The sequence below is a fragment of the Bacteroides propionicifaciens DSM 19291 = JCM 14649 genome, assembly GCF_000375405.1.
In the GTDB taxonomy this organism is placed as follows: Bacteria; Bacteroidota; Bacteroidia; order Bacteroidales; family Bacteroidaceae; genus Bacteroides_E; species Bacteroides_E propionicifaciens.
In genome coordinates this window covers 1-24160 of record NZ_AQWS01000030.1, presented here as the reverse complement: position 1 = coordinate 24160, position 24160 = coordinate 1, and the positions used below count along the sequence as shown (strand labels likewise).

Below are 24160 nucleotides of genomic sequence, written 5' to 3'. Positions count from 1 at the left end.
TAAGTTTTAGTCTAAAACAACTTGTTTTACTTCAATAGGTATTCCTAAAAACAACTCTGCAGACTCTTTAAATTTATCTACAGACTCTGTAGTCAGGAAAGTACAATCACCATGCTTTGCACAATTGGCTTCCATCTCAGGATGTCTTGCCAAATAATCTTTTAAGCTACGAGCTATATAATCTCCCTGTGGGATTATCCTAATGTGATTCGGAGTATAAGCTCGAATCTTTGACAAAAGCAACGGGTAATGTGTACACCCTAAAATAATAGCATCAATCTTATCATTTTGGGACAGTAACCTATTGATATCTTTCTTAACAAAATAGTCGGCTCCAGGTTTATCAAATTCATGGTTTTCTACCAAAGGAACCCACATTGGGCAAGCTTGACCAAAGACACTAATTTCTGGAAACAGCTTTGCAACTTCTAGAGGGTAAGACTTTGATATAATCGTACCTGAAGTCGCCATGACCCCAACATATCCCGACTTAGTCAAATCTCCCACAGCCTCAACCGTGGGGCGAATAACACCCAACACTCGTCGATTGCTATCAATCAACGGAAGATCTCTTTGCTGAATGCTACGCAGTGCCTTAGCTGAAGCCGTATTGCAAGCCAAAATCACCATATGACACCCTTGATCAAACAAGAACTTTACAGCCTCTAGCGTGAATTTATAGACCAATTCGAACGAACGTGTCCCATAGGGTGCACGAGCATTATCACCCAAGTAGATATAATCGTACTCAGGTAAGACCTCTCTAATCTTTTCTAAAATTGTTAGTCCACCATATCCAGAGTCAAAAACTCCAATAGGCCCAGCTTTTGTAGATCGTTGTTTCATACTTTCTGAATAACAAAAAAGGAGTTAAAGACTAGCTTTAACTCCTTCAATATATTGAATCGGAAATGATTATTTCATTTCTGCCTTAATAAGTGTAGATACATCTTTACTTTGAGCTGTATCAACATAAGGTATTGAATTGCTAGATAAGTCAAAGATATAAATTAATCCTTCTTGTTTACCTACTTTTTGAATCGCATTATTGATTTTCTCATAAATAGGAGCCATCAATTCCATTTGAGCTTTTTGCATTGATTGCATAGCTTCTTGTTGGAAAGCTTCAAGTCTTTGACCCATATCCTGTAGTTCTTTTTGTCTTCTCTCAGCGATATTTGTAGGCAAAGTTTTTTCGCTCATATCTTGTTGAAATTGTTGAGCTTTCTTAGAAAATTCATCTTGGCTTCTTTGAAACTCTTCAGCATATTTATCTTGCAATGCTTTCAAGCTTTCTTCAGCCTTTTTGTATTCGGGCATCTCAACGACTAAATCTTGAGAAGTCACATGGCCAAATTTAAGTGTTTGTGCGATAACACCCATAGGCAAGATGAGCATTACTGATAGTACAATTTTCTTTAACATAAGTCTTATTTTTAATATTGATTTCTTTAATCTCTGATTAGGACAAATTTATAAATTTATTTTGAATATCCCATCACCGACAATATCTCATTGCTAATATCGTGCTTGGGTTGTGCAAATATAACACTAGAGGCCGTTGCACGATCGATAATTGCGGCATAATCATACTGAATAGCTACTTGCTTTGAAGCCTCATAGATTTTATCGTAGAATGGATTCAGAAGTTTCTCCTTCATTTGAGCAATAGCTCCCTCAGGACCGAAATATTTTCGACCTTGTTCCATAACAGCAGCTTCTTTCTTTTGGATTTCAGCTTGTTGTTTCTCTAATTGAGCCTCAGAAAGTTTTTTTGCATTTTCTTGAAGATTCTTATAGAGTTTTTCAACTTCCTCTCCCATTTTTTGAACTTCAGCCTGATAAACTTTTGCTTGTTGTTCAATCTTATCTTCATTGGCTTTGAACTCGTCAATTTGACTAAGAATAAGCTCAGTGTCGATAAAGGCGAATTTTTGAGCGTTAGCACCAAGAGTACCTATCAAACAAAACAAGAATGCTGTAAAAATGAATTTCTTCATAGTTCGTGGTTTTAGAATTAATACTTAATGTTTAAAACTCTTGACCTAAAATAAAGTGGAATTGACTACCTCCATATTGTGTAGAACCATTGACTTTATCAAATCCGTAACCCCAGTCGATACCCATCATTCCAATCATTGGTAAGAATATACGAACACCAACACCTGCAGAGCGTTTTAGTTCAAAGGGATTAAAATCTTTAACTCTATTCCAAGCGTTACCTGCTTCAGCAAAACCTAAGATATAAATACTTGTTGAAGGTTCTAGCATCAGTGGATATCTTAACTCAAGACCAAGTCTTGTATAAGCATAACCACCACCTCTTGGTGTCAAACTATTATTATCGTAACCTCTAAGAGCAATCATCTCGGTAGCATAACCTGAGTAACCCGACATACCGTCACCACCCATTTCGAAAGTTTCGAAAGGTGAGCGTTTGTGGTTGTTATAGTGGCCTAAAAGACCAAGCTCAACACGAGTCATCAACACAGGGACACGTTTGTAACGGATAGGATCCATTAAAGACATGTAGGTTTTTCCTTTGAATTTCCATTTGTGGTACTCAATCCACTTGTTCTTTCTTTCCAAATCTTTCTCGTTACTGTTATCGATCTCTTTGTACTTAACACCATCCCATAGCGAGTATGGAGGAGTCAACTGAACAGATAGAGAGAAGTCAGACCCTTGACGAGGGAAAATCGGATTATCAAAAGAGGCTCTAGCCAAAGTTAAGTTTACACTTAAGTTATTAGACTTACCATTTCTAATTAAGAAATATTGCCAATCACGTAAGATATAGCGTTGGTAAGAAAGATTCGCTGTAAATGTAAAGTAGTCATCAGGCCAAGTTAAACGTTTACCCCAACCAGCAGAAACTCCAAATACTTTCATCGACTTATCTGGGTCATAGAAGTTTTCAGCTCCGTAGCCACCACCATAACCACCACCGTAGCCACCGCCACCATAACCCATGTTGTACATGTTGTTATAGTATGAATCATTATACCAACGACTACTCACGTCTGTTTGAACTGAGTAATAAGCCGAGAATGAGAATGAGTTTGGACGTTTACCACCAAACCAAGGATCAAAGAATGAGACACTGTATGATTGGTAATACTTAGCATTGGTTTGACCACTCAGAGTTAAGGTTTGACCATCACCCTGCGGCAAGATACCACGGTAATTTTTACCTGGATGCAACAGGTTGGCCAGCGAGAAGTTCGTAAACTTCAAACTTAGCTTACCTATAACACCTGTTTGTCCCCAACCAGCAGAAAACTCAACTTGGTCATTGGCTTTAGACACAAGGTCATAAGCTATATCAACAGTCGAACTCTCAGGGTTCGGAATAATGTCTGGCATAATGTTTTCGGGGTCAAAATGTCCCATTTGCTGAATCTCACGAAGAGAACGCATAATATTTTCTTTATTAAACAACTCACCTGGGCGAGTACGCAATTCACGACGAACTACATTTTCATACAGACGATCGTTACCGTTAATCTTAACTGTATTAATGGTTGCAGGCAAGCCCTCTTGAATACGCATCTCTAAGTCGATAGAGTCGCCCACAATATTCACCTCAACAGGATCAAGATTGTAGAACACATAACCATTATTATAATAGAGGTTACCAATAGCATCGTCATCAACAACAGTTCTATCTAAAAGTAACTTTTGATTATAAACATCACCCTTCTTCATTTGAAGCAAATACTCCAACTGCTCAGTTGGATAAAGCGTATTACCTACCCAGCTAATGTTACGAATATAGTATTTTGGGCCTTCATCTATAGTTAAATAAATATCTACTGATTTATCGTTATAGGGCACTACACTATCCTTAGCGATAAAAGCATCTCTATATCCAAGCTCGTTGTACTTCTCAATGATTAGTTTTTTGTCGTTAGCAAAATTTTCAGGAATGAACTTCTTGGTTTTGAAAAGATTCATGAGTCGACCTTTTTCGTTGGTCTTTTTCATGGCTTTCTTTACTTTAGAGTCTTTCAAAGCCTCATTACCTTCAACATAAATGCGGTGAACTTTAATTTTCTCTTTTTTATCAATAGTTACATCTACTACCACTTGATTTTCCTTTGCAGGGTCATCACGCTGAACAATTAAGATTTCAGCATTTTTGAAGCCTTTATCCTCAAAGTAACGTTTGATTAAAGTTTCAGAACGATTAACCATATGAGGGGTAATCTGACTACCTACCATCATTCCAAGCTTAGCCTCCAAATCTTTTCTTTCAGATTTCTTCACCCCATGATAATTGATTTCAGAGATACGGGGGCGTTGGTCTAAACTAATTTTAATCCAAACCCTACTACCTTCAATCTTTTCGGCAGTGATTTTGATGTTAGAGAAGAGCCCATGCTTCCAATAACGCTGAATAGCTTCTGTAATTTGAGAGCCTGGAATATCAATTTGCTGTCCCACAGCTAAACCAGACAAGCTAATCAAAGCAAAATCTTCATAGTTTGGAACACCTTCAACCTTTATATCAACAATTTCATAGGTTTTAGGAGTACCTGAATAGATAATTGTGGGTTTGTCATCGTCTCTTGCTGCATCCTCTTGCGCATTCCCCATCAAAGGGAATAGACCAAAGAGACAGACTAATAATAGTTTTATGCTTATTTTGTGGTAGTGCATTTATATAGTAATTATTGTTGTTTACTTATTTAATTGTTCGCTTGTCATGCCAAACCTACGTTCTCTAGATTGAAAATCCTTAATGGCTTCAACTAGTGAGGCCTCATCAAAGTCAGGCCAGAATGTATCGCAAAAATAAAATTCGGTATAAGCACATTGCCAAAGCAAAAAGTTACTCAACCGATACTCCCCTCCTGTACGAATCAACAAATCGGGATTGGGCATAAAAGAAGTCGCCAAATGCGATCCAATAAGGTCAGAATCAATCTGATCAACCTTAAGAGTGCCTGCACTGATTTGAGAGGCCAAAAGCTTCACGGTTTCGGTTAGCTCCCAATAAGAAGAATAACTCAAGGCCAAAACCATAGTCATCCTTTTGTTGTTTTTTGTGCTCTCCTTGCATTGGGCAAGACGCTGCTGAACATCTTTAGGTAATTTATCCTCTTCTCCAATAACGGTAAAGCGGATATCATTCTCCATAAACAAACTATCGTCCAAGGATGACAGAAGCAAACCCATAAGTGCGTTTACCTCATCATCTGGACGATTCCAGTTTTCTGAAGAAAATGTATATAAAGTCAAGTATTTAACCCCAAGACGAGCGGCCTTAGCTGCAATTTTATGTACAGCTTTAGCTCCAGCTTGGTGGCCAAAAGTTCTATCTTTTTCTTGTTGGCGAGCCCATCTCCCATTTCCATCCATTATGATTGCAATATGATCGGGGATACGGGCAAAGTCTAATTCGTCATTTTCTGCCATAAGACACAAAGTTCTTAGTGTAATGTAATAATTTACTTTTGAATTTTATGCCCAAACTTATTTAGTCTACCACGGTGCAGGTCATTAGATGAATCAAAATTAATCCACATATAGTGATTTGCATCAACGGTCAACACATTAGCTCCCTGCTCAGGAAAATCAGATGGAAACTGAAACTTTTTACTGGCTTCATTCCAATCCAAACCATTTAAGGACTCGTAAAATTTCATACCTTCTCCACCAAAAGCAAACAACCTATTATCATAATAAAATAGTTGCGGTTGCTCTAGAAAAGGACATTTTTTCTCATCAGACGCACTTACTAGCTTATCCCAGTTCTCTCCATTCTCAGACATCCATACGTAGGAATACTTTTCCTTTGAAGCAGACTTAAGCATTAGCATAGCAACATTATTACGGTGGTAAAATGTACTTACTACTCTATCGGTTACGAACTCTTCAGGCAAGGCTGAACCAAGCACCATTTCTGAGGTCTGTTGGTCAAGCTGTACATAACCAAAGCTAGAAACTCCGTCGTCGGTTTTACCAACAACCATAATTCGGTTCTTACTAACAGCAAGAAGCTCATCAACGGGCTTATCAAGGGCGATTTCAGACCAGGAAGCTCCATCTATTGAACTATAAAGCTTTTGATTTGCTAAAAGGTATAATTTATCTTTATTGAGGCTTGACACAACACGATCAATTTTTGTGATGCCATCAAGACCTGTGGTCACTAATGCTTCCCAATGTTCTGGTTCCATGTTATGAGCCTTAAAAACTTTAGCATCTGGAGTTATAACGAATAGGTTTTCGTCTATAGCCTCGAGTGCACGACCTGGTTGTCCCAATGCCACTGATGGGGCAAATGCTTTCCAAGATAATAAGTCGGGATCTTGTTTGTGAACGTTAATCGTTACCGTATACTTTCTTGACACATCGAGGTCCATGGCATAAACGGTCAACTCAACTGGATGAGTAAAATTTAACGAATCGGTCATGAAGTTGTAAACCGTATCTTTATCTTCCTCTAAATGAGCTTCCAGTCTAGCATCTAATTTACGAGTGATCCAACTTCCACCTGTAACTATATTAGTTATAAGAATTTTATTGACAACTGTATCAGCATTCATTGGCAAAGAATCTTTATTAAAGATTTTATTGTTTGCCTGATCAATCGTTAATGGTACTTTTTTTCCAAAAACAGTATCAAGTTGGATGGCATGGATGGTAGCGTCTGTGCCCAACACATAATTCTGTTTATCTGATTTCAAGCAAGATGTAGCGAGAAGTGTCGTCAACAAAAGCCCTGAGATTATCGGTAAATGCTTTATTTTCATTTAAAAGAGATTTGTATGGTTTCTATTTCACAAAAATAGAAACATTTTTAATGTCTATGTTATTTAATCACTCTATTTTATTGTCGGATACTTTATCTGAATCACTTGTTTCTAAGAAAAAGATCAAAACAATCCAACATAGAGTTAACTTTCAATAACGCTAGATGTAATTATTATCGAAACTATTCTTGCAAATATAACGATTCTTTTGAGACTCTTAAATCTAAGTATCTAAATAAGAGTGAAGATTTTGCAAAATAGCAAGTATGATTGATATCCAACTCATAAACAACCATTAATTACTACCTTTTATGGTAAACTCGATATAAGCGACCAAAAGCATGCTCTATCTTATGGGGTAACTTGGAGTCGAGCAAAGCCGAAGCAACTCCTTGCTGCAACACAACGGGTGACTCTTCAACGTAAATTTCATCCCATAACTGTTCGTTAATGAAAGATTGATGTAATCTAGATCCACCCTCGACCAACAAGGATTGAATGTTTTGGTTGTATAGATAGGTGCATATCTGTGGAAGAATACTCTGCCCAAAGTCAAGTTGAACATAATCAATATTTTCTGTCGGCACATAACTATTCAAAGCTGTAAAAACAACCGTTCTATGCTTTCGATTGAATAGATTTAAGCTCTTGGGTAAAGTAAGATTTCTATCGATAACCAACCGTAGCGGGTTGGGGCCATACCAATTGCGAGTTGTAAGAGATGGGTTATCAAGCAATGCGGTTTGAGAGCCCACCAAAATAGCAGAAACCTCAGCACGGCGTTTATGTCCCAACATTGAAGTTAAGGCTGAAGAAAGAATTACAGGATGCCCATCGGTACGTTTTTTATCAATGAAGCCATCAGCTGACTCAGCCCATTTGAGAATAAGATAAGGTCGCTTTTGGTTATGAAATATACAAAAGGCTCGAATTAACTCCAAACATTCGGCCTCAAGTACACCTACCTCAACCTGTACACCTGCATTTTTAAGCTTCAAAATCCCATTACCTGCAACCTTGCTAAAAGGATCCTGACAACCGATTACTACACGAGGAATACCACTCTTAATTATTAAATCAGCACAAGGAGGGGTTTTGCCCGTATGTGAGCAAGGTTCAAGACTAACAAAAATCGTAGACCTCTTTAATAATTCTTTATTTTTGACCGATGCAATAGCATTGACCTCAGCATGAGCAGTGCCACAGCGCACATGATACCCCTCGCCTATTATCTTATCGTCACAAACAATTACAGCTCCTACCATAGGGTTGGGTGCAGCATACAATCGTCCATTTTGAGCCAACTGAATGCACCTACGGATATATTTCTCTTTATTCATCTTTTGGTTAACTCTTTATTAATTTCGTACTTTTGTTATACAAAGAAAGATTATAATGCAAAAAATAAAATCCCACATATATAACTCCTTGCAAGCCATATACAATCCGCAAGAGCTCAAGAGCATCACAACAATACTCTGCACAGATATCTTAAATATCGAACAGACGGACGTATACCTCAACAAAGATATTAAATTATCTCGGAGTAGATGGACTAGACTAAAACGTTCTGTAGAGAGATTAGCAAACAGCGAACCACTACAATACGTCTTAGAGCGTGCTCATTTTTATGGGTTAGAGTTTAAAGTCAAGCCTGGTGTACTCATCCCACGACCAGAGACCGAAGAACTTGTCGATCTGATTTTGCAAGAAAACAAAGGTCCTTATTCGCTACTCGATATAGGTACTGGAAGTGGATGTATAGCCATATCGATCTCGAAGAATAATCCCGAAGCACGAGTTACTGCTTGGGATATCTCGGAAGATGCGTTAAAGATCGCTCGGACTAATAATAAAAACCTCAAAGCCAAGGTTAGGTTCAGCAAAAAAGACATTCTAAGCTATCAGCCTAAGAGTATGAAGGTTGACATTATAGTTAGTAACCCACCATACATAACAAAGAGCGAGAAAGAACTCATGAAAAAGAATGTACTCGATTGGGAACCTAACTTGGCGCTTTTCGTAGAAGACCACAACCCTCTCCTATTTTATAATAGGATAGCCGAAGTAGGGCTTAAAATATTAAATAGAGGTGGCAAGCTCTATTTTGAAATCAATCAAGCCTACGGACAACTAACTTTTCAGCTCTTAGAGCAGAAGGGTTACAAAAACGTTCAAGTACTAAAAGACCTATATGGTAAGGATAGAATGGTGACAGCTGAAAGATAAAGTTATGAACAACACAAACACAAAAGAGGCTTTAAACAGTATGGCTGCTTACTGTGCAGCAGCAGAAAGATGCCGCTCGGACATAGAAAAGAAGCTTTCAAAATGGGAATTAGAAATCGACGAGATAGAATCTATCATCAGCCGTCTCGAAAAAGAGAACTTTCTCAACGAAGAGCGTTACGCTAGAGCCTATACTAACGATAAGTATAAGTATGCCAAGTGGGGTAAAAAGAAAATAGCTCAGGGCCTTTATTTTAAAAAAGTCAACGACCAACTCATTGAGAATGCACTTAAGAGTATCGACTACGAACTATATATAGAAAACCTCAAGAGCATATTAACGCATAAAGCCAAAACAGTAAAAGCCAATAGCGACTACGAAAAGAACGGTAAGCTTGCTCGATTTGCTTTGGGGCGAGGATACGAATATGGAGATATCTCTAAAGTTCTACCAGATATCGAAGAGCAATATTAAATCGGTCTAGTCACTAGTATTCCGACAACCTATTGACAAGGAGCAAACGAGTAAGTCGGAGCAAGCAAACAAGCTTTTGGTTTTTAATCATTGCCCTACCCCACACTCGAATCTCAGTAGGAAGCTCAGATTGCGAGCCTTGGAAAACTGTCTTATAACACTAAATATAATTTCGTTATACTTTTCTATCTCAATGGATTTCAGTATTTTTGTCTTACAGTATTCATCAGACGTCAGTATTATATAAATTATGAAAACTTTAGAAAAGTTATTCGCTGAAAAGCTACTCAAGATTAAAGCAATCAAGCTACAACCAGCAAACCCATTCACATGGGCTTCAGGATGGACTTCTCCATTCTACTGTGATAACCGCAAAACCTTATCTTACCCAGCTTTACGCAGCTTTGTTAAAATCGAAACAGCTCGAGTTATTCTTGAACAGTTCGGTGAAGTTGATGCTATAGCTGGTGTTGCTACAGGAGCTATCCCGCAAGGAGCTTTAGTAGCAGACTTACTAAATCTACCTTTTGTTTACGTACGCAGTACACCAAAAGGTCACGGTTTAGAGAATCTGATAGAAGGTGAACTTAAACCTCACATGAAGGTTGTTGTTATAGAAGACTTAGTATCAACTGGTGGAAGTAGCTTAAAGGCTATTGAGGCTATTCGTCGTGACGGATGTGAAGTTGTAGGTATGGTAGCATCTTTCACTTACGGGTTCCCCGTAGCTGAAAAAGCTTTTAAAGCAGCCAAAGTACCTTTGATAACACTCACGAACTACGAAGCTGTGCTTGAAATATCTCTAAAAACAGGATACATTCAAGAATCAGATGTTGAGATCTTAGACAATTGGAGAAAAGACCCCGCAAACTGGAATGCATAAGCAAACCTGTTTACGAAATAAAGAGATTAAATAAAAAGAAGAGCAGTCAAGTTTATTTTGATTGACTCTTCTTGTTTTTTATTGTTCTAAAACAAACTTATGAGCAAATTTGAAAGTTCCGTAAAAGCTATTCCATTCGCAGACGAATTGGTATTCAATAAAGTTTCAGTGCTAAGCAACCTCGAAGGAATCAAAGATAAAATTCCTGCAGATAAAGTGCAAGATCTAGAGTTTACCGACGATTCACTAACCTTCTCTGTAAGCCCTATTGGTAAAATCAGCCTAGAAGTAATAGAGCGCATTCCAAACAGCTGCGTAAAATATGCTACGACTACATCGCCAATCCCTTTTACACTTTGGGTGCAAATTCTTCCAGTAACAGAGAACGATTGCAAAATCAAAGTAACTATTGATGCAGAACTCAACCCCTTTATTAAAGGTATGGTCAAAAAACCATTAATGGAAGGACTAGAAAAGATGGCTACAATGCTATCTATGATTCAGTATTAAACTTTAAAAAAGCAAAGCAAATGGCACAGAAACTTTGGGAGAAATCAACAGCGGTAAATCAGGAGATTGAAAAATTTACAGTCGGAAGAGACCGAGAGCTCGATCTTTACTTAGCTCCTCACGACATCATCGGATCGCTAGCACATACTCAGATGCTTGAGCAGATTGACCTGCTCACCAAAGAAGAGTTGACTCTTATTCATAAAGAGCTAATAGCTATCTATGCATTAACCGAAAGTGGAGAGTTCAAAATTGAAGAGGGCGTTGAAGACGTTCACTCACAAATAGAGCTTATGCTAACTCAACGCTTGGGAGATATGGGTAAAAAGATCCATAGTGGTCGTTCACGTAACGATCAGGTATTGCTAGACCTCAAGCTTTTTACGCGAACAGAAATCGGTAAGATTGCTGAGTCGGTTGACTCCTTATTTCATGTGCTCATTGAGCAAAGTGAGCGATATAAATCAGTTTTAATGCCTGGCTACACCCATTTGCAGATTGCTATGCCCTCTTCTTTTGGGCTATGGTTTGGAGCTTATGCTGAAAGTTTAGCCGACGACCTACTCTTTTTGCAAGCCGCATTTAAAATGTGCAACAGAAACCCGCTAGGTTCTGCTGCGGGTTACGGCTCGTCATTCCCGCTCAACAGAAGCTTAACTACAGAGCTATTGGGTTTCGACTCGATGAACTACAACGTGGTTTATGCACAAATGGGACGTGGAAAGCTAGAGCGTAATGTTGGCTTTGCCATGGCAACGATTGCAGGGACATTATCAAAACTTGCTTTTGATGCCTGCATGTATAACAGCCAGAATTTTAAATTCATAAAACTTCCTGATGAGTGTACAACAGGGTCGAGCATTATGCCTCACAAAAAGAACCCTGATGTATTTGAATTGATACGTGCCAAATGCAACAAGATACAAGCCCTACCACAGCAGATCATGCTAATAATGAATAATCTCCCATCGGGCTACTTTAGAGACCTACAGATCATCAAAGAGGTCTTTGTGCCCGCCTTTGAAGAACTGCTCGCTTGCTTGGAAATGACTACGTATATTGTTAAGAAAATGGAAGTAAACACTGAAATTTTAAAAGACGATAAATACCTCTATCTGTTCAGCGTAGAAGAAGTAAACAGACTTGTTCTTGAAGGAGTACCCTTTAGAGACGCCTATAAGCAGGTTGGTTTGGCTATTGAGGCTGGAGATTTTGCACCAAACAAAGAGGTTCATCATACCCACGAAGGAAGTTTGGGCAACTTATGTAACGATAAAATTGTAGAATTAGAGCAAGATGTTCTGAAAGGCTTTGAATTTAGTAAAATAGAACAAGCTGAAAAAGAACTACTTAAAAGATAAACCATCCTACCATCACTTTTTTTGTGCAAAAAAAGTGATGGTAATGTTTGGAAAAAAGAAATAGACTCCATATCTTTGCACCCGTTGAAATGCGAAAATAGCTCAGTTGGTAGAGCACAACCTTGCCAAGGTTGGGGTCGCGAGTTCGAGTCTCGTTTTTCGCTCAAGCAAAGTTTGCTGCTCGAATGGTGGAATCGGTAGACACGAGGGACTTAAAATCCCTTGGCTATAGCAGCTGTGCGGGTTCAAGTCCCGCTTCGAGTACGAAAACCCTTGAATAACTAGTTTATTCGAGGGTTTTTCTATTTAGGGCAACGCCAGGGGCAACAATCGATAAGGCTTTGAGTGAATATCATGTTTCAGATAGCCACTCCTCTATCCTTACTCAAATCATCATCGCATAAACCCAAACAGTTCATCACATCTTATTTTAGCTGATTCAGCATCTGTTTTATTATCTCACGATCCTCAAGCATCACCTTAGAGTAATTAAGGTTGGCTAGTGAATTGTTTTCGTCTGCCTTGGCTCTTAGTTTATCGGCTTCAGCTCTCATAAGTTCTGCTTGAGCAAACGTTTCTATTGCTCCAGCTAGTTTGCTTTGTGCTTCAGTCATGTTGATGAGGCTCTTTTCTTTTTCTTCCATAGTAGCAATTTTATTTAGCTCGATGAGTTTAAAACTCATATTTATAGTGGTATTTTTGATTATGCAGTCACCTTGGATAATCCCTGTATTAGCAATGTTTTTATTACCCTCAATCCTAACATCAGACATGGTACTTAATTAAAGTTAGCAATAAACATTTAAGTTAATACATGTCTTTGTGATACGGGGCTAGACTACTTTTTATTTTGTAAAAAATCAATCATATAGGTATTGTATTGTACCATAACAATAATTTATGATAGACCATCTCTCAGCTACCTTTTACCCCCAAAAGCAATCTATAATACTAAGTAGTATAGGCCTCTCTGTTGAGGCTATTAATACTCACTTAAATTATAGACCAATGACTAAATTAGAACTAGAAGAACAGATAGCAGCTGAATTCCCTTCATTCCCTCCTGTAGCAGTAGAATGTCTCGCATCATCAGTTATGATATACCACAGCACAAAGAATGAGCTTGCTGAGGTTACTAAAGAACGTGATGCATGGAAGACACTGTATCTATCCGAAACTAAAAAAACTTCAATCTAGATAAACTGAATAATTTTTAAACACATTGTTTTTTATCATTCCCAAAACTCCACCTTTTATTAAATCTTTGGTGTCATATTTTTGACCACATTGAGGGCATATATACATATGATAATTATAATAGCTTCCTCCAAACATAAGTGTATGGTCTTTCGAGCATAGCGGGGCTAGCTTATCAATAGCATAACTCCCATCCTTTTTTTTCGTCCACTTCCATATCCATGTCTCATTATTGAAGGTATCCCTCATATATTTTACATATCTAGGTTTTATGTTTCTAATTATAGTAGAGATGGTTAGAACTAAGAATACACCTATGAGAATCACCCATAATTTCACATCTATCTCTAAAGTCTTACGAAATGCATCAGAGAAGCTACCCGTAGAATACCATGTCAAGAGAACAGGGATAAGGTAAAATATAAACGAACATAAAAAATTAGTTATAATGCCTATTGAAATGGCCTTTAAATCATATTTAGACAGTTTCATAAGTGATATTTGTTTTAGAGTTATATAAGAGACCATAAGATTAAAGCTCCAAAGAATATGATTAATATCCAGCCGATATACATTCCTGTTTTTTGTGTCCTGCTAGGCTTTGGTTCTTCATTGCTCCAGTATCCTTGCCTCGCTTCTCTGATGACGGTCTTTACTGCGGAAAAATTAGTAATACCAACAATAAACATCCCAATACCTAATCCCAATAAGTGCTTTCTATTAATAATATCAATATTAAAGATTAGCGCTGAGGCTATTGCTGCTACACCTAACCAAAGAATAATCATCCACCAAGAATCCAACTTAACAGCATCTGGTAAATTCATAATCAACGTTATTTGTTTAAATCTTCCATTAAACTAACCAGCTTCTCTAAGTTGATTTTATCTCTTCGGTAGCGCTCATTTTCTTTCTCCAGTTCTATTACTCTATCCTTTAACAGTTGAATACCTTCTGGAGTAGAAAAATCAATGGTCGAATTATTTATGGTGGAACCACTTATAATATTTCCACTAATAGTTCCTGCATTAACTAAGTTTTTAGTACCTGTTATAGCTGCAAGTAGTTTTTCATCACCAATATTTCTTCCTTTTAATTTTAATAGAAGTTTTCTTTTTGATTCAGGGATAACGCCGCCTTTTTCATATTTATCAATAGAGTACGTAGATACCCCTATCATTTTAGCAAGCTGTTCTTTGCTGACTTCAATTGCTTTTCTAATAGCCTTAACATTAATATCTGTCATAATAGATTAGGTTAAATGGCATTTGCTACTTTAAGCATAATGTCACGTTTTATTTTTTCTGTAAAAAATCAATCATTTCTTTCCTTACAGCGAGTTCATTCCTCAATCCTTTGATTGTTTCATCTCGCATGGCTACTTCACCTCTCAACTTTATAACTTCTTTCTCCAGCTCGACAACTTTTTCGTTTGACGAATTAGAAGACACACCACCACCTATTGAGCCCGTGTTGGCAATATTGCCGTCTCCTTTGAGATTTACATCTCCAGACTTAATCATTTCACCTTCACCAGTTAATATCCAGTTAGTATTTACAGAAAGAAAATCACTTAAAACATCTAATTTTAGACTATCGGGGGTTGTTTTTCCGATAATCCAATTATTTAGGGTACTTGGATGTATACCTATTTTATTTGCTATAAAATTCTTTGTATACCCCTTCACCTGCATTATCTCCTCTATTCTCTTTCCTAATGTCATACTGTTTGGAATCGTTATAAATTAAGCACACAATCTAATATTAGATATAGTTATAGTTGATATATCTAATATTAGATGTATATTTGTGATGTACTCATAGCGATAAGCTATAAGACTTGTACAAAGTAAACAAACAAATATAAGAATTAAAATCCCCAAAAAGGGGGATAACCTTAAAAAATATTGACTTATGGGAACGTCTGACAAAAACCTAAATGCATCACTAGCAGATGATAAGAAGCAAGAACTTGAAAAGGAAGTAGAAAAAGAAAAGAAGATTAGACTTAAGTGTTTGAAGCTAGCTTATAAATACTGTCCACCTACAGAAAAAACCACGTTTGCTCATAATCATATTTTCCTCCATATCTCATCGAGTAAAGTCATTAATCTAGCTAATGCATACTTCAATTTTATAAATGATGGTACTATGCCTGAGTTAGCATCGGAACCTCCTTTGAATTCTGAAAAAGAAAAGGCATTACAAGACTCGGTGAGCAAACTGAATACCTGCGTATTGATAGCTCTAGTTATCTCAGCTGTAAGCTTAATAGCTGTTGCTACATATACTTTTCTAAAAGTAGAACTATGAAAGCAAAACTAATTATCACAAGCTGGGTACTCTCCCTTATGCTGCTATTTACAGACAGCTTCTTACAAGCACTCATTGCCTTATGCTGTTTCGCAGCATCCTCACTCTTAATGGAGAAAAACAAAGCAGAGATAGATAAGCTCATCGAAAGATTAGATAAGCGATTGGATAGATTAATCAACAAATAAAATATAAAAACCATGACTGAGAACAAAGACATTCTTCAAACCTGGAAAGAAAGAATAATCAATGAATCAAAGAGAGGCGACCGGATTAAAGCATGCAGAAATGCAGGCTTTACATACACTACTCATCAATTCGCAATGAAAAAAGCGACACTAGCCGATTTGACAGATGGTGAATTGAGTGTACTAGCCGCGAACATTCAAATATTAGATAATCGCAAAGAAAAACTTAGAGAGTATGCAGAAAACTAATGTACAGCTACCTGAACTTACAGGTCAAGAGAATACAGCCTACAGCCTCAACGGCGCTGGTCTCCAGACCAAGGAGATTGCTGATAAGATGGGTATAAGCTATGAAACCGTAAAAAGTTACATGAAAGCCATTAAGCAGAAACTAGGGCTATCAAAGGATAAAGAGATTACCGCTCACTTCTTCTGTAAACTCATGGATCAAGACTTCACAGAAATAAGAAAGCAGATCATATCAGCCTGTCTACTTCTAATCTTCCTCCTTTACGTGCCTTTCGAAGGAATGCCTATGCGAGGACGAGTTACAAACAGACGTGCAGCCAGATATACCATATCCGTATGTGTCAGACGTCATGAATCAATAATGATATGAGCGGAATAATTATTGAAGATGCTGCACTGCACCCTACCCACTATCTCGAAGGTAAACCAACCAGATATACCTATCGCATAGGCCACATAGAGCTAATTGTCTGGCTAACAGATAGACTTAATGGACAATGGAGATACTTTGTCCGCAAAACAGCGTACATGCAGCCTGTTGATAAGTATGACAGAAAGCTGATGAATGAGTTTGAAGCTATTGGAATTAAAGCAATTAACCATCTAAACCGAAATCAATTATGCTAACAGGTAAAACATTAATAGTGGCAGACTATGACATATTTAAGAAGCTCGCAAATGAAGAGTATGCAAGTCTGAAGATAGAAAGCTTTTTAAATCGCTATGATAACGTGCTAATTGGTACAAATGAAGTAGCCAACATGCATAGCGTAAACCCTCGAACAGTACTCAACTACATTGCTGATGGCTTAATTGAGCCTGAAACAAAGCTTGGTGAGAATGATCACCACCTGTTCCGAATGAGTTATGCGTTAACTCTCGATTTCAAAGCACTACAAAAGCAGCTAAGAGCAAGAAGAAAAGCTCAATAATACGAGTGCTATGATTTATAAAATAGTAATGAAAGACGAAAAAGGAAAGCCCTACTTCTACTCCGAAACTTACCGTACTAAAGCTGAAGCCGAATCAGCATTTGAGTTATTGGCTGAAGATGATGAGAAAGTAGTTTCGATAGTTGAGGCTTACGAATAATCATAAAACATATTTCAAAATGAAAAACTCCAAAGCAAAGAAAGGTGTAAGTGGATTATGCACCATCGTATTTATCATCTTCTTATTTCTAAAGCTTACAGACCTAGTAACGTGGTCTTGGTGGTGGATAACTTCACCCTTGTGGTTGCCATTAGTGGGCCTCTTGATAGTGGTTGCTATAATAGGCTTCCTTGTATCGCTCATGATTGTATTTGAATATTTATTAAAACATAAAACTCGAGAAAATGAATAATTGGTTTGAATCAAAAGTAAAGTTTGACAAGACTCAAGAAAACGGTTTGCAAAAGAAGGTAACCGAAGTCTATGTATTTGATGCTCTATCCTGGACAGAAGCTGAAGTCCGGACCATAGAAGAACTAACCCCCTTTATCACGGGTGAATTTATTATTGTCGATATAAAGCGAGTAAAGCTTTCGGAGATATTCTTTAATACAGAAGAAAAAGCAGACAAGTGGTTTAAAGGCAAAATTACTTTTATCCTCATAGATGAGAAGAGTGGAGCTGAAAAGAGATCAAGTGTGTATATGCTAGCTCAAGCCAAAGATATTGATCAGGCTCAAGAAGTAATCAAAAAAGGTATGGAAGGCTCTATGTCTGATTACGAGATAGCTGAAATCAAGGAAACACCAATCATGGATGTATTCCCATATAGTGATGACAAAAAGAACTCCATCACTCCTTAATAGGCAGCTATGCGAAAGATAATCCTAAGCCGAATTAAAGTGCTTCAAGATAAGAAGCAAGAACAAAAGGTATTCCCTTCAGACCCTAACGAGTTTGAGTTAAAACAAGCCATCGCTGAAGATATCGATGAGGCTCTAAGCGAATTAGTAGCTGAAGGGATTATAACAGTTAACGGAAGGACTGGTAATAAACATCGAATATTAAGGACATCATAAGTTATGGACATAAGGCAACAAAACGAATTTAGAGGCCTCTTGCTTGAACTTAAAAGCATATTACTTGAGACAAAAGAAGATATAGCCATTCTTAAAGCAGAATCAGAAAAGAAAGCATTAACACCTAAGGAAGTACAAGAGATGCTTGGTATTGGCAAAACAACGTATCAGAGGTATGTAAAAGACAACATAATTACCCAAAGTAAAATAGGAGGTAAAGCATATGTGCAACGATCCGAAATACAAAGGCTCTTTGAAGAAGGGAAAATATAATGTTTGATTTAATCACCATAGTAACCCCACCACTAGCGAATGACAAGATAGATCATATAGTCTGGCGCAATGTTCTACAAACGAACTCACGTGATGGTGTAGTCTATTACGACAATATAGACAGCAAGAATCTAAAGCAGCAAAAAGGCATCTATCTAAAGATAGAGAGAAACCGAAAGCTGAAAGCTGAAGGAAGCTTGCATAAGTACTATAATGAAGTTATTAGGAACGAAAGAACTAACTATGACATGTTCACGATGTCAGAAGCTAAGACAGCTATCAAGCAACTTTTGCATGAGAAAGGTATCGATGAGGCTGATGCTCGTATCTATCATTACGAAATAGGCTTAAACCTGAACCTTTCAAAGGACTGTATAGCTTTTATGAAAAAGATTAAAAGCATCGGTACAATAGCCAATGAAAAGCTGATATACGTAAATCCTAAGTATAAAGATGAGCGTGATAAAACAACAGAGTTTCATACACATATCCGAAAATACTTTAAGATTTATGATAAGGTTTTTGAATCTGTTCAAAAGAAGCGTAAGGTTATTCCTGTAGGAAATATACTACGTATAGAAACGGTTAATCGTCGTGTGACTAAAGGCTCAGTAAAAGACTTTTTTAGTCCTGAAAGTTTACATAAGCTAGTTGAAAACTTCTTTAGAGATTGGCGTACGATTAGGTTTAAGCAAGATATAATCACTCCAAAGGGAACAGGTAGAGCTAAAAGACAGCTTTGTATAGAGATTTTGGAGAAAGGCCGTGATGTAGTTCTCGACGAATCAAAGGAAAAGCATAACAACGGTTCACTCACCGATTGGGAGTATAGAAATATACGTGAGTTTATAAATAATGAATGGGATGATGTAAAAAAGCATATCACGTTCATACAGAGTGAAGAAGAGAAAGAATTTAGGCAATTATTAGAGATGAATTACGTGATTTTACGCAATGATGAAATACTCAAGTAATAAAACAATGACAATAATCAATATATCAACGTGTTAGCAAAATACACAAATACAATTGGGTATAGATGGGTACAAAAAGTGTCCATCGTGGCAACTATATATGCCAACACACTATACTGGTTACTTGTCTTATACTTCCCAGAATGGAAGTTCGAAGAACTTATAGATGGGAAGTCAAAAGCATAAAGCATAAAGAAAATGAATGAGAAGAAGATTATCACTATTCCCCTTTCTGCATTTGATCTGCAGATTGTAAAGAGTAGCAAGAACTGGACTTTTGAATATAACCTAAGTGAAGATAGAGCAGTTCAGATTGTAGTCAATAAGCCTTGTGATATTGCTAGAATATATCAAGAGAGTGATAGGCTATGTGTAGAACTAAACACCTACAGCCCTCATGAATTCTTAAACCTATAAACCAAGAGAATGCCTAATCACTGCGTATACGTCGTATGTCAGAAATGTGGATGTAGATTCTGCATTAGATGTCAAGTTTATAGATGTCCTGAGTGTGGTACAGAAGTAAAAACAGAATAAATGATACGAATTGATATAAAGCCCTTATCCGTAAATGAAGCATGGAAAGGACGAAGATTTAAAACAGATGCCTACAAGAATTATCAGAACACATTGCTTTGGCTACTACCTCGCTTAAAGATACCAAAGCCGCCCTATGAGATTCACTTCAAGTTTGGCTTCAGTAGCACCCTATCGGACTGGGATAACCCTGTAAAGCCAACACAAGACGTTCTAAGCAAGAAATACGGCTTCGATGATAAGTTAATTAGAAAAGCCATTGTCGAAACAGAAATAGTAAAGCGAGGTAAAGAATATATTGAATTTGCCTTAAAGACATTAGAGATATGAAAACCAAGAATCAACCAACACATAGAAAATACAAAGGTCAGAAGATATACACTTATGTATCTGTTGTGGACGTAAAACGTTTACAAGATATTGCCTCTACATATGGCTTTAAGAGTGTTTATGAACTGCAAAAGTACATAGTAGAGTGTTTTCTTCGTGTAGTTGATCCTGCTAATGATACTACTGATAAACCACCAGTACCTGAGCCAATTGCGGAGATGTTTATTCACCCTCGTGAGTACAGAAGGCTCAAAAGACTATCTAAGAAAAATCCTAAGCCAGAGTTCCAACTGCTCATACCTTTCGGTGAATATGTAAAGTCAAAGCAAACTCGCAGACTTATCATGAATGAGCAAGGCATGCATATGGCCGATGAAATAAAGGACATGTTCAACGAATATACTGAGTGGGAAAGCGATCCTACAGAAAAAGGCTCATACGCCAATATGAGAATAAAACCAAAAGTAGATCAGCGCATCTACAAGTCACCAGATGATTTTAAATAATAACTATGAACTCACTAATATAATTAGAATGATGAATCTTATTTTACTTGTTATTGCTATATTGCTACTCTATTTATTATTTAAAGATATCATGAAGTCAACAGAGATAAAGAAATATATTACTGGTGGAGATGCTATTTCCTATCATAATGCCATTAAAAAAATACGCAAATCACCAAACCATCTCCAGCCAATATACGAGTCTTTTATGAATTCTTGGGAGAGTATTAAAGAACTGAGTGAAACTGAAGATATCACATCTCAAAGTATAACAATACGCATGCTTTTCGTAGATGTTATTTCTGCTAATTTATTCAAAAAGGATAAAGACATAACATTTGAACTTCAAGCATTCGAGGTTGAAGATACTGGTCTTGGCCTAACTGAAGAAAGTTATAAGCGATTGCAGAAATTGTATGATGAAAGTAAAAGTTTTAATAACAGAGGATCAGGTAGAATACAATATCTTCACTTCTTTACAAATACCTATATCACTAGTAATTATAAAGAAGAAGACAAATACCACTTAAGAGAAGTAGTGCTTTCAAAAAAAGGATTATTTCCTAAGAAAAATGCATTAATTGGTGTAATTAATGAAAAAGTTATAACAACGGAAAATTATTCACGTAAAACACAAGTTAAGTTAGATGTTCCTATATATCAAAAAGACTTAAACTTTTATTCAAAACTGACGGCCGATTCTCTTAAAGAGAATTTACTCAAACAGTTTATGGGATTACTTTGTCTAAGTGAAAAATTGCCTAACATTATCATAGAGAATTATAAAGGCCATAAGTTAGTAGAGAAAGCAACAATAACGAAATCAGATTTCCCTGAAATTGATAAAAAATTAGAGTTCTCAGTCTTTTACTCTAAATCAAGCGAAACCAAATCAGGCCTAGAGTCAAGTGAGCGTAAAGAACTCTTCACGTTGAATACCTTTAAAATACCATCTAAACAATTAGATAAAAATATAATAGAAGTTACCAGTAAAGGACAGATTTTATCTTTTGATAAAAACCCTTTTGAATTTCCTATTCTAAATGCTGAAGAAGTTATTAATAATAATAGATATTTATTTTTACTTAGTAGCCCATATATTGACAATGTAGAAGGAGATGAAAGAGGAAAGATAAATCTAATTTCTAAAAAAGAATTTTTAAGTGGAGACCTCTTTATTCCAGATGAAGTAGTGTTGATAGATTCGATTCAAGAAAATATAGACGAAACAACCATAGATGCATATCCTGATATTAAAGAAAAGAAGGAAAAAAAATTAGCTGATATTGAAGAGTTGAAAAAAACGTTTTTACTAGATAAGGATATTATCGACAGTATTAAAGTTTCTATTAATGATACAGCTGAAACAATTTTAAAAAAAGTATATAAGAAGCAAGCAGACGATGTTGCTAAAAGTGATGCCCTAATACAAAAAGAACTTAATAATATTAAAATGCTTAACCCTACTGCTGATACATATTATGAAGATCTTGAAAAGAGTGCAAATACTATAACAACGGAGATACCTCTTCAAAACAGGACTGCTCTTACTCAATATGTCGCACGTAGAGGTATAGTACTTAATCTATTTGAAAAAGCGTTAAATAGAGAGTTAAACACTCAAACAACAGCGAGAAATAATGATGAGCAGATATTACATAATATTTTATTCAAGCAAAAATCAAACAATGTAGAATCTAGCGATTTATGGATGCTGAATGAGGACTTCATGCTTTATACAGGGTGTTCAGAGTTTAAATTAAAAAATCTGGAATACAATGGTAAAAATATTCTTAAGACAGATGATCAGCTTACACAAGAGCAAATTGAATGGAGAGATTCTTTAGGAAAGAAAAGATACGATTATCGAATAGATACAATTCTATTCCCATCTGAAGGAAAATGTGTTATACTGGAGTATAAAAGCCCAAATGTAATGTTAACTGATCGCATTACGCAGGTCCATAATTATGCATCTTTAATAAGAAACTTCGCCAAAGATGAATTTGACATTACACTTTTCTATGGATATCTTATTGGTGATAGAATAAATGCTAATGAGCTAAAATTTCATGGTACAGGTTTCAAGCCATCTCACGACCAAGAATATTACTATTGCCCAAATAAACCTGTTGAAGGAGTATGGGATAGGGAGAATAAAGATGCTGCTATGTATATGGAAATACTTACATATAAGAGCTTATTAACAAGAGCTTTTAGAAGAAACAAAATACTATTTGATAAAATTAATGTTGATTTTGATTTAAATAAAGTAGAAGATAAATCATCTAAAGAAGAATGTAAATAATAAACATCGCTTATTATAAGTCTAACAGCTATTATACTAAAACTTCTTAGTTAGAAATAAGAAGTAATAGCATCAGTAGTAAGTAAAACTAAAACATGTATTATTCCTCCAGTAATTGTTGATAGGAATAGTGCAAGAAATCCACAGATTAAAGAAGAGAATAGACTACCGATTAAAATAAGTCCTATTCTAAGTGTTCTATTTTAAGTCGTTCTCTTAGATAAACTGTATATATATTTTATAACAAACAGAAGAAGAGCCAAGGAAAAAACGCAACTTATACCTATAGTAATAACTATCAATATTTTCTCTAAAGTAAACACAGAGCTGTCACTTTTTTCGAGCATTAGCATCAAGAAGGTAAAAAGAGAACAAAGTGATGCTGAAAGATTAATAGTTTCTGATATTTTATTCATGTTATTGTTTTTTAACAAAGCTAGAAGATTATGGCAAAAGATCCAAACTACATCAAGTTAATCAATACAGCACGCTGGAGATCATTACGAATGAAGAAGCTCCAATCACAACCACTATGCGAGTGTGAGGTCTGCAAAGAGCTAGATAAGATAACACCAGCTGAAGCTGTTCATCACATCGTACCAATTGAATCAGTCACAACCATCGAGCAGATGGAGGTACTTATGTTCGACTTCAACAACCTCATGTCAGTGAGCTATGAATGTCATAACCGTATTCATAGAGATATGTTCTCGCATACGAAAGTAAATGTTCAGAAGGCAAATGAAAGACGAACGAAAAGATTTATTGATAGGTACTTGTAAATACATTTGGACACTGTCTCAGGAAGTGTGTAAGTAAATTAAGCTTGGGTTGGGTTATTGTTATAGCCTGACCCTTTCTTTGTAAATAATTAGGAACTGATTTAAAATTATGCCCCAGTCCCTGATAGGCATTGACCACTTCTTTGTGGCCTCTCTAACGGCTAAATATACTGATTTCATCACAGAATCATCGGTTGGGAACGATAATTTGTTCTTGGTGTACTTTCTAATCTTGCCATTAAGATTTTCGATTAAGTTAGTTGTATAGATGA

At 36.4% G+C, this 24160-nt stretch carries 36 protein-coding genes and 2 tRNA genes; 25 read left to right on the top strand and 13 right to left on the bottom strand.

Annotated elements, in window-relative coordinates; genetic code table 11:
- Positions 1–6: 6 nt before the first annotated feature.
- The 7 genes from murI to ribD form a co-directional block, all read right to left on the bottom strand.
- Positions 7–846, bottom strand: a complete 840-nt coding sequence (gene murI / locus B091_RS0109400) for a glutamate racemase (protein WP_018109751.1) — start codon at positions 844–846, stop codon at positions 7–9.
- Positions 847–915: 69 nt separating this feature from the next.
- A complete protein-coding gene (locus B091_RS0109395; RefSeq protein ID WP_018109750.1) occupies positions 916–1425 on the bottom strand; it encodes an OmpH/Skp family outer membrane protein in 510 nt (169 codons plus the stop codon).
- 56 nt (positions 1426–1481) lie between these two features.
- A complete protein-coding gene (locus B091_RS0109390) occupies positions 1482–2000 on the bottom strand; it encodes an OmpH/Skp family outer membrane protein (protein WP_018109749.1) in 519 nt (172 codons plus the stop codon).
- Positions 2001–2031: 31 nt separating this feature from the next.
- Positions 2032–4662: an outer membrane protein assembly factor BamA gene (gene bamA / locus B091_RS0109385; protein WP_025069641.1), complete on the bottom strand. Its 2631-nt coding sequence runs from the start codon at positions 4660–4662 to the stop codon at positions 2032–2034.
- 21 nt (positions 4663–4683) lie between these two features.
- Positions 4684–5421, bottom strand: a complete 738-nt coding sequence (locus B091_RS0109380; RefSeq protein ID WP_018109747.1) for an undecaprenyl pyrophosphate synthase — start codon at positions 5419–5421, stop codon at positions 4684–4686.
- 32 nt (positions 5422–5453) lie between these two features.
- Positions 5454–6761 carry a DUF6242 domain-containing protein gene (locus tag B091_RS0109375; RefSeq protein WP_155888302.1) on the bottom strand — a complete coding sequence of 436 codons (1308 nt, stop codon included), beginning with the start codon at positions 6759–6761 and terminating at the stop codon, positions 5454–5456.
- Positions 6762–7063: 302 nt separating this feature from the next.
- Positions 7064–8101 carry a bifunctional diaminohydroxyphosphoribosylaminopyrimidine deaminase/5-amino-6-(5-phosphoribosylamino)uracil reductase RibD gene (gene ribD / locus B091_RS0109370; RefSeq protein ID WP_018109745.1) on the bottom strand — a complete coding sequence of 346 codons (1038 nt, stop codon included), beginning with the start codon at positions 8099–8101 and terminating at the stop codon, positions 7064–7066.
- 55 nt (positions 8102–8156) lie between these two features.
- Between ribD and prmC the strand changes: the two genes are divergently transcribed.
- From prmC to B091_RS0109335, 7 genes are all read left to right on the top strand, one after another.
- Positions 8157–8990, top strand: a complete 834-nt coding sequence (gene prmC, locus B091_RS0109365) for a peptide chain release factor N(5)-glutamine methyltransferase (protein WP_018109744.1) — start codon at positions 8157–8159, stop codon at positions 8988–8990.
- Between the two features lie 4 nt (positions 8991–8994).
- Complete coding sequence (locus B091_RS0109360; protein ID WP_018109743.1) at positions 8995–9465, top strand: regulatory protein RecX; 471 nt, start codon at positions 8995–8997, stop codon at positions 9463–9465.
- Positions 9466–9715: 250 nt separating this feature from the next.
- Positions 9716–10348 carry an orotate phosphoribosyltransferase gene (pyrE, locus tag B091_RS0109355; protein ID WP_018109742.1) on the top strand — a complete coding sequence of 211 codons (633 nt, stop codon included), beginning with the start codon at positions 9716–9718 and terminating at the stop codon, positions 10346–10348.
- Between the two features lie 99 nt (positions 10349–10447).
- Positions 10448–10858, top strand: a complete 411-nt coding sequence (locus B091_RS0109350) for an SRPBCC family protein (protein WP_018109741.1) — start codon at positions 10448–10450, stop codon at positions 10856–10858.
- Between the two features lie 20 nt (positions 10859–10878).
- Positions 10879–12219: an argininosuccinate lyase gene (gene argH, locus B091_RS0109345; protein ID WP_018109740.1), complete on the top strand. Its 1341-nt coding sequence runs from the start codon at positions 10879–10881 to the stop codon at positions 12217–12219.
- A gap of 91 nt (positions 12220–12310) precedes the next feature.
- Positions 12311–12383, top strand: a tRNA-Gly gene (locus B091_RS0109340).
- A gap of 15 nt (positions 12384–12398) precedes the next feature.
- Positions 12399–12483, top strand: a tRNA-Leu gene (locus B091_RS0109335).
- A gap of 161 nt (positions 12484–12644) precedes the next feature.
- Here B091_RS0109335 and B091_RS0109330 read toward each other — a convergent pair.
- Positions 12645–12992: a hypothetical protein gene (locus B091_RS0109330; RefSeq protein ID WP_018109739.1), complete on the bottom strand. Its 348-nt coding sequence runs from the start codon at positions 12990–12992 to the stop codon at positions 12645–12647.
- A gap of 235 nt (positions 12993–13227) precedes the next feature.
- Here B091_RS0109330 and B091_RS12640 point away from each other — a divergent pair, with 235 nt between their 5' ends.
- Positions 13228–13416, top strand: coding sequence for a hypothetical protein (locus tag B091_RS12640; protein ID WP_155888300.1), 189 nt, complete (start codon positions 13228–13230; stop codon positions 13414–13416).
- On the opposite strand, the gene B091_RS0109320 is transcribed toward B091_RS12640, so the two are convergent.
- Genes B091_RS0109320 through B091_RS0109305 form a run of 4 tightly spaced genes read right to left on the bottom strand, consistent with a single transcriptional unit; the run spans position 13408 to position 15140 of the window.
- Complete coding sequence (locus tag B091_RS0109320; protein ID WP_025069654.1) at positions 13408–13908, bottom strand: hypothetical protein; 501 nt, start codon at positions 13906–13908, stop codon at positions 13408–13410. The genes B091_RS12640 and B091_RS0109320 overlap by 9 nt on opposite strands.
- Positions 13909–13928: 20 nt before the next feature.
- Positions 13929–14243: a hypothetical protein gene (locus tag B091_RS0109315; protein ID WP_018109736.1), complete on the bottom strand. Its 315-nt coding sequence runs from the start codon at positions 14241–14243 to the stop codon at positions 13929–13931.
- 8 nt (positions 14244–14251) lie between these two features.
- Positions 14252–14662, bottom strand: coding sequence for a helix-turn-helix domain-containing protein (locus tag B091_RS0109310; protein ID WP_018109735.1), 411 nt, complete (start codon positions 14660–14662; stop codon positions 14252–14254).
- Between the two features lie 49 nt (positions 14663–14711).
- On the bottom strand, positions 14712–15140 hold the full coding sequence (locus tag B091_RS0109305; protein WP_018109734.1) for a helix-turn-helix domain-containing protein: 429 nt from the start codon (positions 15138–15140) through the stop codon (positions 14712–14714).
- Positions 15141–15330: 190 nt separating this feature from the next.
- On the opposite strand from B091_RS0109305, the gene B091_RS0109300 reads away from it, so the two are divergent.
- The 17 genes from B091_RS0109300 (at position 15331) to B091_RS0109220 (ending at position 23888) form a co-directional block, all read left to right on the top strand.
- Positions 15331–15729 (top strand): hypothetical protein, encoded by a 399-nt coding sequence (locus B091_RS0109300; RefSeq protein ID WP_018109733.1) that lies wholly within the window; start codon positions 15331–15333, stop codon positions 15727–15729.
- Positions 15726–15917: a hypothetical protein gene (locus B091_RS0109295; RefSeq protein ID WP_018109732.1), complete on the top strand. Its 192-nt coding sequence runs from the start codon at positions 15726–15728 to the stop codon at positions 15915–15917. The genes B091_RS0109300 and B091_RS0109295 overlap by 4 nt, the downstream gene beginning before the upstream one ends.
- A gap of 12 nt (positions 15918–15929) precedes the next feature.
- Positions 15930–16166 carry a hypothetical protein gene (locus B091_RS0109290; protein WP_018109731.1) on the top strand — a complete coding sequence of 79 codons (237 nt, stop codon included), beginning with the start codon at positions 15930–15932 and terminating at the stop codon, positions 16164–16166.
- Entirely contained in the window at positions 16153–16536 is a 384-nt protein-coding gene (locus B091_RS0109285) for a helix-turn-helix domain-containing protein (RefSeq protein WP_018109730.1), read from the top strand. The genes B091_RS0109290 and B091_RS0109285 overlap by 14 nt, the downstream gene beginning before the upstream one ends.
- Complete coding sequence (locus tag B091_RS0109280) at positions 16533–16793, top strand: hypothetical protein (protein WP_018109729.1); 261 nt, start codon at positions 16533–16535, stop codon at positions 16791–16793. Before B091_RS0109285 ends, B091_RS0109280 begins: the two co-directional genes overlap by 4 nt.
- Entirely contained in the window at positions 16787–17098 is a 312-nt protein-coding gene (locus B091_RS0109275) for a MerR family transcriptional regulator (protein WP_018109728.1), read from the top strand. The genes B091_RS0109280 and B091_RS0109275 overlap by 7 nt, the downstream gene beginning before the upstream one ends.
- 10 nt (positions 17099–17108) lie before the next feature.
- Positions 17109–17258, top strand: a complete 150-nt coding sequence (locus B091_RS12635; protein ID WP_155888298.1) for a hypothetical protein — start codon at positions 17109–17111, stop codon at positions 17256–17258.
- A gap of 19 nt (positions 17259–17277) precedes the next feature.
- Positions 17278–17511 (top strand): hypothetical protein, encoded by a 234-nt coding sequence (locus B091_RS12055; RefSeq protein WP_018109726.1) that lies wholly within the window; start codon positions 17278–17280, stop codon positions 17509–17511.
- A complete protein-coding gene (locus B091_RS0109260; protein ID WP_018109725.1) occupies positions 17504–17962 on the top strand; it encodes a DUF4494 domain-containing protein in 459 nt (152 codons plus the stop codon). Before B091_RS12055 ends, B091_RS0109260 begins: the two co-directional genes overlap by 8 nt.
- A gap of 9 nt (positions 17963–17971) precedes the next feature.
- A complete protein-coding gene (locus B091_RS0109255) occupies positions 17972–18178 on the top strand; it encodes a hypothetical protein (protein ID WP_018109724.1) in 207 nt (68 codons plus the stop codon).
- Between the two features lie 3 nt (positions 18179–18181).
- Positions 18182–18451: a helix-turn-helix domain-containing protein gene (locus B091_RS0109250; RefSeq protein ID WP_018109723.1), complete on the top strand. Its 270-nt coding sequence runs from the start codon at positions 18182–18184 to the stop codon at positions 18449–18451.
- Positions 18451–19425, top strand: coding sequence for a hypothetical protein (locus tag B091_RS0109245; protein WP_018109722.1), 975 nt, complete (start codon positions 18451–18453; stop codon positions 19423–19425). The genes B091_RS0109250 and B091_RS0109245 overlap by 1 nt, the downstream gene beginning before the upstream one ends.
- A gap of 198 nt (positions 19426–19623) precedes the next feature.
- A complete protein-coding gene (locus B091_RS0109240; RefSeq protein WP_018109721.1) occupies positions 19624–19842 on the top strand; it encodes a hypothetical protein in 219 nt (72 codons plus the stop codon).
- Positions 19843–19962: 120 nt separating this feature from the next.
- Positions 19963–20292, top strand: coding sequence for a RusA family crossover junction endodeoxyribonuclease (locus B091_RS0109235; RefSeq protein ID WP_018109720.1), 330 nt, complete (start codon positions 19963–19965; stop codon positions 20290–20292).
- Positions 20289–20798 (top strand): hypothetical protein, encoded by a 510-nt coding sequence (locus B091_RS12370; protein ID WP_018109719.1) that lies wholly within the window; start codon positions 20289–20291, stop codon positions 20796–20798. The genes B091_RS0109235 and B091_RS12370 overlap by 4 nt, the downstream gene beginning before the upstream one ends.
- Before the next feature lie 28 nt (positions 20799–20826).
- Positions 20827–23106 carry a hypothetical protein gene (locus tag B091_RS0109225; protein WP_155888296.1) on the top strand — a complete coding sequence of 760 codons (2280 nt, stop codon included), beginning with the start codon at positions 20827–20829 and terminating at the stop codon, positions 23104–23106.
- Between the two features lie 446 nt (positions 23107–23552).
- Complete coding sequence (locus B091_RS0109220) at positions 23553–23888, top strand: HNH endonuclease (protein WP_018109717.1); 336 nt, start codon at positions 23553–23555, stop codon at positions 23886–23888.
- A gap of 60 nt (positions 23889–23948) precedes the next feature.
- Here the strand turns inward: B091_RS0109220 and B091_RS12045 are convergent.
- Positions 23949–24160: transposase (locus B091_RS12045; RefSeq protein ID WP_040368888.1), on the bottom strand; the 212-nt coding region annotated here is incomplete at its 5' end.

What these genes read in the sequence shown, in the direction of transcription:
- murI (WP_018109751.1), bottom strand. Translation starts at nt 846, where the DNA reads ATGAAACAACGATCTACAAAAGCTGGGCCTATTGGAGTTTTTGACTCT.
- B091_RS0109395 (WP_018109750.1), bottom strand. Translation starts at nt 1,425, where the DNA reads ATGTTAAAGAAAATTGTACTATCAGTAATGCTCATCTTGCCTATGGGT.
- B091_RS0109390 (WP_018109749.1), bottom strand. Translation starts at nt 2,000, where the DNA reads ATGAAGAAATTCATTTTTACAGCATTCTTGTTTTGTTTGATAGGTACT.
- bamA (WP_025069641.1), bottom strand. Translation starts at nt 4,662, where the DNA reads ATGCACTACCACAAAATAAGCATAAAACTATTATTAGTCTGTCTCTTT.
- B091_RS0109380 (WP_018109747.1), bottom strand. Translation starts at nt 5,421, where the DNA reads ATGGCAGAAAATGACGAATTAGACTTTGCCCGTATCCCCGATCATATT.
- B091_RS0109375 (WP_155888302.1), bottom strand. Translation starts at nt 6,761, where the DNA reads ATGAAAATAAAGCATTTACCGATAATCTCAGGGCTTTTGTTGACGACA.
- ribD (WP_018109745.1), bottom strand. Translation starts at nt 8,101, where the DNA reads ATGAATAAAGAGAAATATATCCGTAGGTGCATTCAGTTGGCTCAAAAT.
- prmC (WP_018109744.1), top strand. Translation starts at nt 8,157, where the DNA reads ATGCAAAAAATAAAATCCCACATATATAACTCCTTGCAAGCCATATAC.
- B091_RS0109360 (WP_018109743.1), top strand. Translation starts at nt 8,995, where the DNA reads ATGAACAACACAAACACAAAAGAGGCTTTAAACAGTATGGCTGCTTAC.
- pyrE (WP_018109742.1), top strand. Translation starts at nt 9,716, where the DNA reads ATGAAAACTTTAGAAAAGTTATTCGCTGAAAAGCTACTCAAGATTAAA.
- B091_RS0109350 (WP_018109741.1), top strand. Translation starts at nt 10,448, where the DNA reads ATGAGCAAATTTGAAAGTTCCGTAAAAGCTATTCCATTCGCAGACGAA.
- argH (WP_018109740.1), top strand. Translation starts at nt 10,879, where the DNA reads ATGGCACAGAAACTTTGGGAGAAATCAACAGCGGTAAATCAGGAGATT.
- B091_RS0109330 (WP_018109739.1), bottom strand. Translation starts at nt 12,992, where the DNA reads ATGTCTGATGTTAGGATTGAGGGTAATAAAAACATTGCTAATACAGGG.
- B091_RS12640 (WP_155888300.1), top strand. Translation starts at nt 13,228, where the DNA reads ATGACTAAATTAGAACTAGAAGAACAGATAGCAGCTGAATTCCCTTCA.
- B091_RS0109320 (WP_025069654.1), bottom strand. Translation starts at nt 13,908, where the DNA reads ATGAAACTGTCTAAATATGATTTAAAGGCCATTTCAATAGGCATTATA.
- B091_RS0109315 (WP_018109736.1), bottom strand. Translation starts at nt 14,243, where the DNA reads ATGAATTTACCAGATGCTGTTAAGTTGGATTCTTGGTGGATGATTATT.
- B091_RS0109310 (WP_018109735.1), bottom strand. Translation starts at nt 14,662, where the DNA reads ATGACAGATATTAATGTTAAGGCTATTAGAAAAGCAATTGAAGTCAGC.
- B091_RS0109305 (WP_018109734.1), bottom strand. Translation starts at nt 15,140, where the DNA reads ATGACATTAGGAAAGAGAATAGAGGAGATAATGCAGGTGAAGGGGTAT.
- B091_RS0109300 (WP_018109733.1), top strand. Translation starts at nt 15,331, where the DNA reads ATGGGAACGTCTGACAAAAACCTAAATGCATCACTAGCAGATGATAAG.
- B091_RS0109295 (WP_018109732.1), top strand. Translation starts at nt 15,726, where the DNA reads ATGAAAGCAAAACTAATTATCACAAGCTGGGTACTCTCCCTTATGCTG.
- B091_RS0109290 (WP_018109731.1), top strand. Translation starts at nt 15,930, where the DNA reads ATGACTGAGAACAAAGACATTCTTCAAACCTGGAAAGAAAGAATAATC.
- B091_RS0109285 (WP_018109730.1), top strand. Translation starts at nt 16,153, where the DNA reads ATGCAGAAAACTAATGTACAGCTACCTGAACTTACAGGTCAAGAGAAT.
- B091_RS0109280 (WP_018109729.1), top strand. Translation starts at nt 16,533, where the DNA reads ATGAGCGGAATAATTATTGAAGATGCTGCACTGCACCCTACCCACTAT.
- B091_RS0109275 (WP_018109728.1), top strand. Translation starts at nt 16,787, where the DNA reads ATGCTAACAGGTAAAACATTAATAGTGGCAGACTATGACATATTTAAG.
- B091_RS12635 (WP_155888298.1), top strand. Translation starts at nt 17,109, where the DNA reads ATGATTTATAAAATAGTAATGAAAGACGAAAAAGGAAAGCCCTACTTC.
- B091_RS12055 (WP_018109726.1), top strand. Translation starts at nt 17,278, where the DNA reads ATGAAAAACTCCAAAGCAAAGAAAGGTGTAAGTGGATTATGCACCATC.
- B091_RS0109260 (WP_018109725.1), top strand. Translation starts at nt 17,504, where the DNA reads ATGAATAATTGGTTTGAATCAAAAGTAAAGTTTGACAAGACTCAAGAA.
- B091_RS0109255 (WP_018109724.1), top strand. Translation starts at nt 17,972, where the DNA reads ATGCGAAAGATAATCCTAAGCCGAATTAAAGTGCTTCAAGATAAGAAG.
- B091_RS0109250 (WP_018109723.1), top strand. Translation starts at nt 18,182, where the DNA reads ATGGACATAAGGCAACAAAACGAATTTAGAGGCCTCTTGCTTGAACTT.
- B091_RS0109245 (WP_018109722.1), top strand. Translation starts at nt 18,451, where the DNA reads ATGTTTGATTTAATCACCATAGTAACCCCACCACTAGCGAATGACAAG.
- B091_RS0109240 (WP_018109721.1), top strand. Translation starts at nt 19,624, where the DNA reads ATGAATGAGAAGAAGATTATCACTATTCCCCTTTCTGCATTTGATCTG.
- B091_RS0109235 (WP_018109720.1), top strand. Translation starts at nt 19,963, where the DNA reads ATGATACGAATTGATATAAAGCCCTTATCCGTAAATGAAGCATGGAAA.
- B091_RS12370 (WP_018109719.1), top strand. Translation starts at nt 20,289, where the DNA reads ATGAAAACCAAGAATCAACCAACACATAGAAAATACAAAGGTCAGAAG.
- B091_RS0109225 (WP_155888296.1), top strand. Translation starts at nt 20,827, where the DNA reads ATGATGAATCTTATTTTACTTGTTATTGCTATATTGCTACTCTATTTA.
- B091_RS0109220 (WP_018109717.1), top strand. Translation starts at nt 23,553, where the DNA reads ATGGCAAAAGATCCAAACTACATCAAGTTAATCAATACAGCACGCTGG.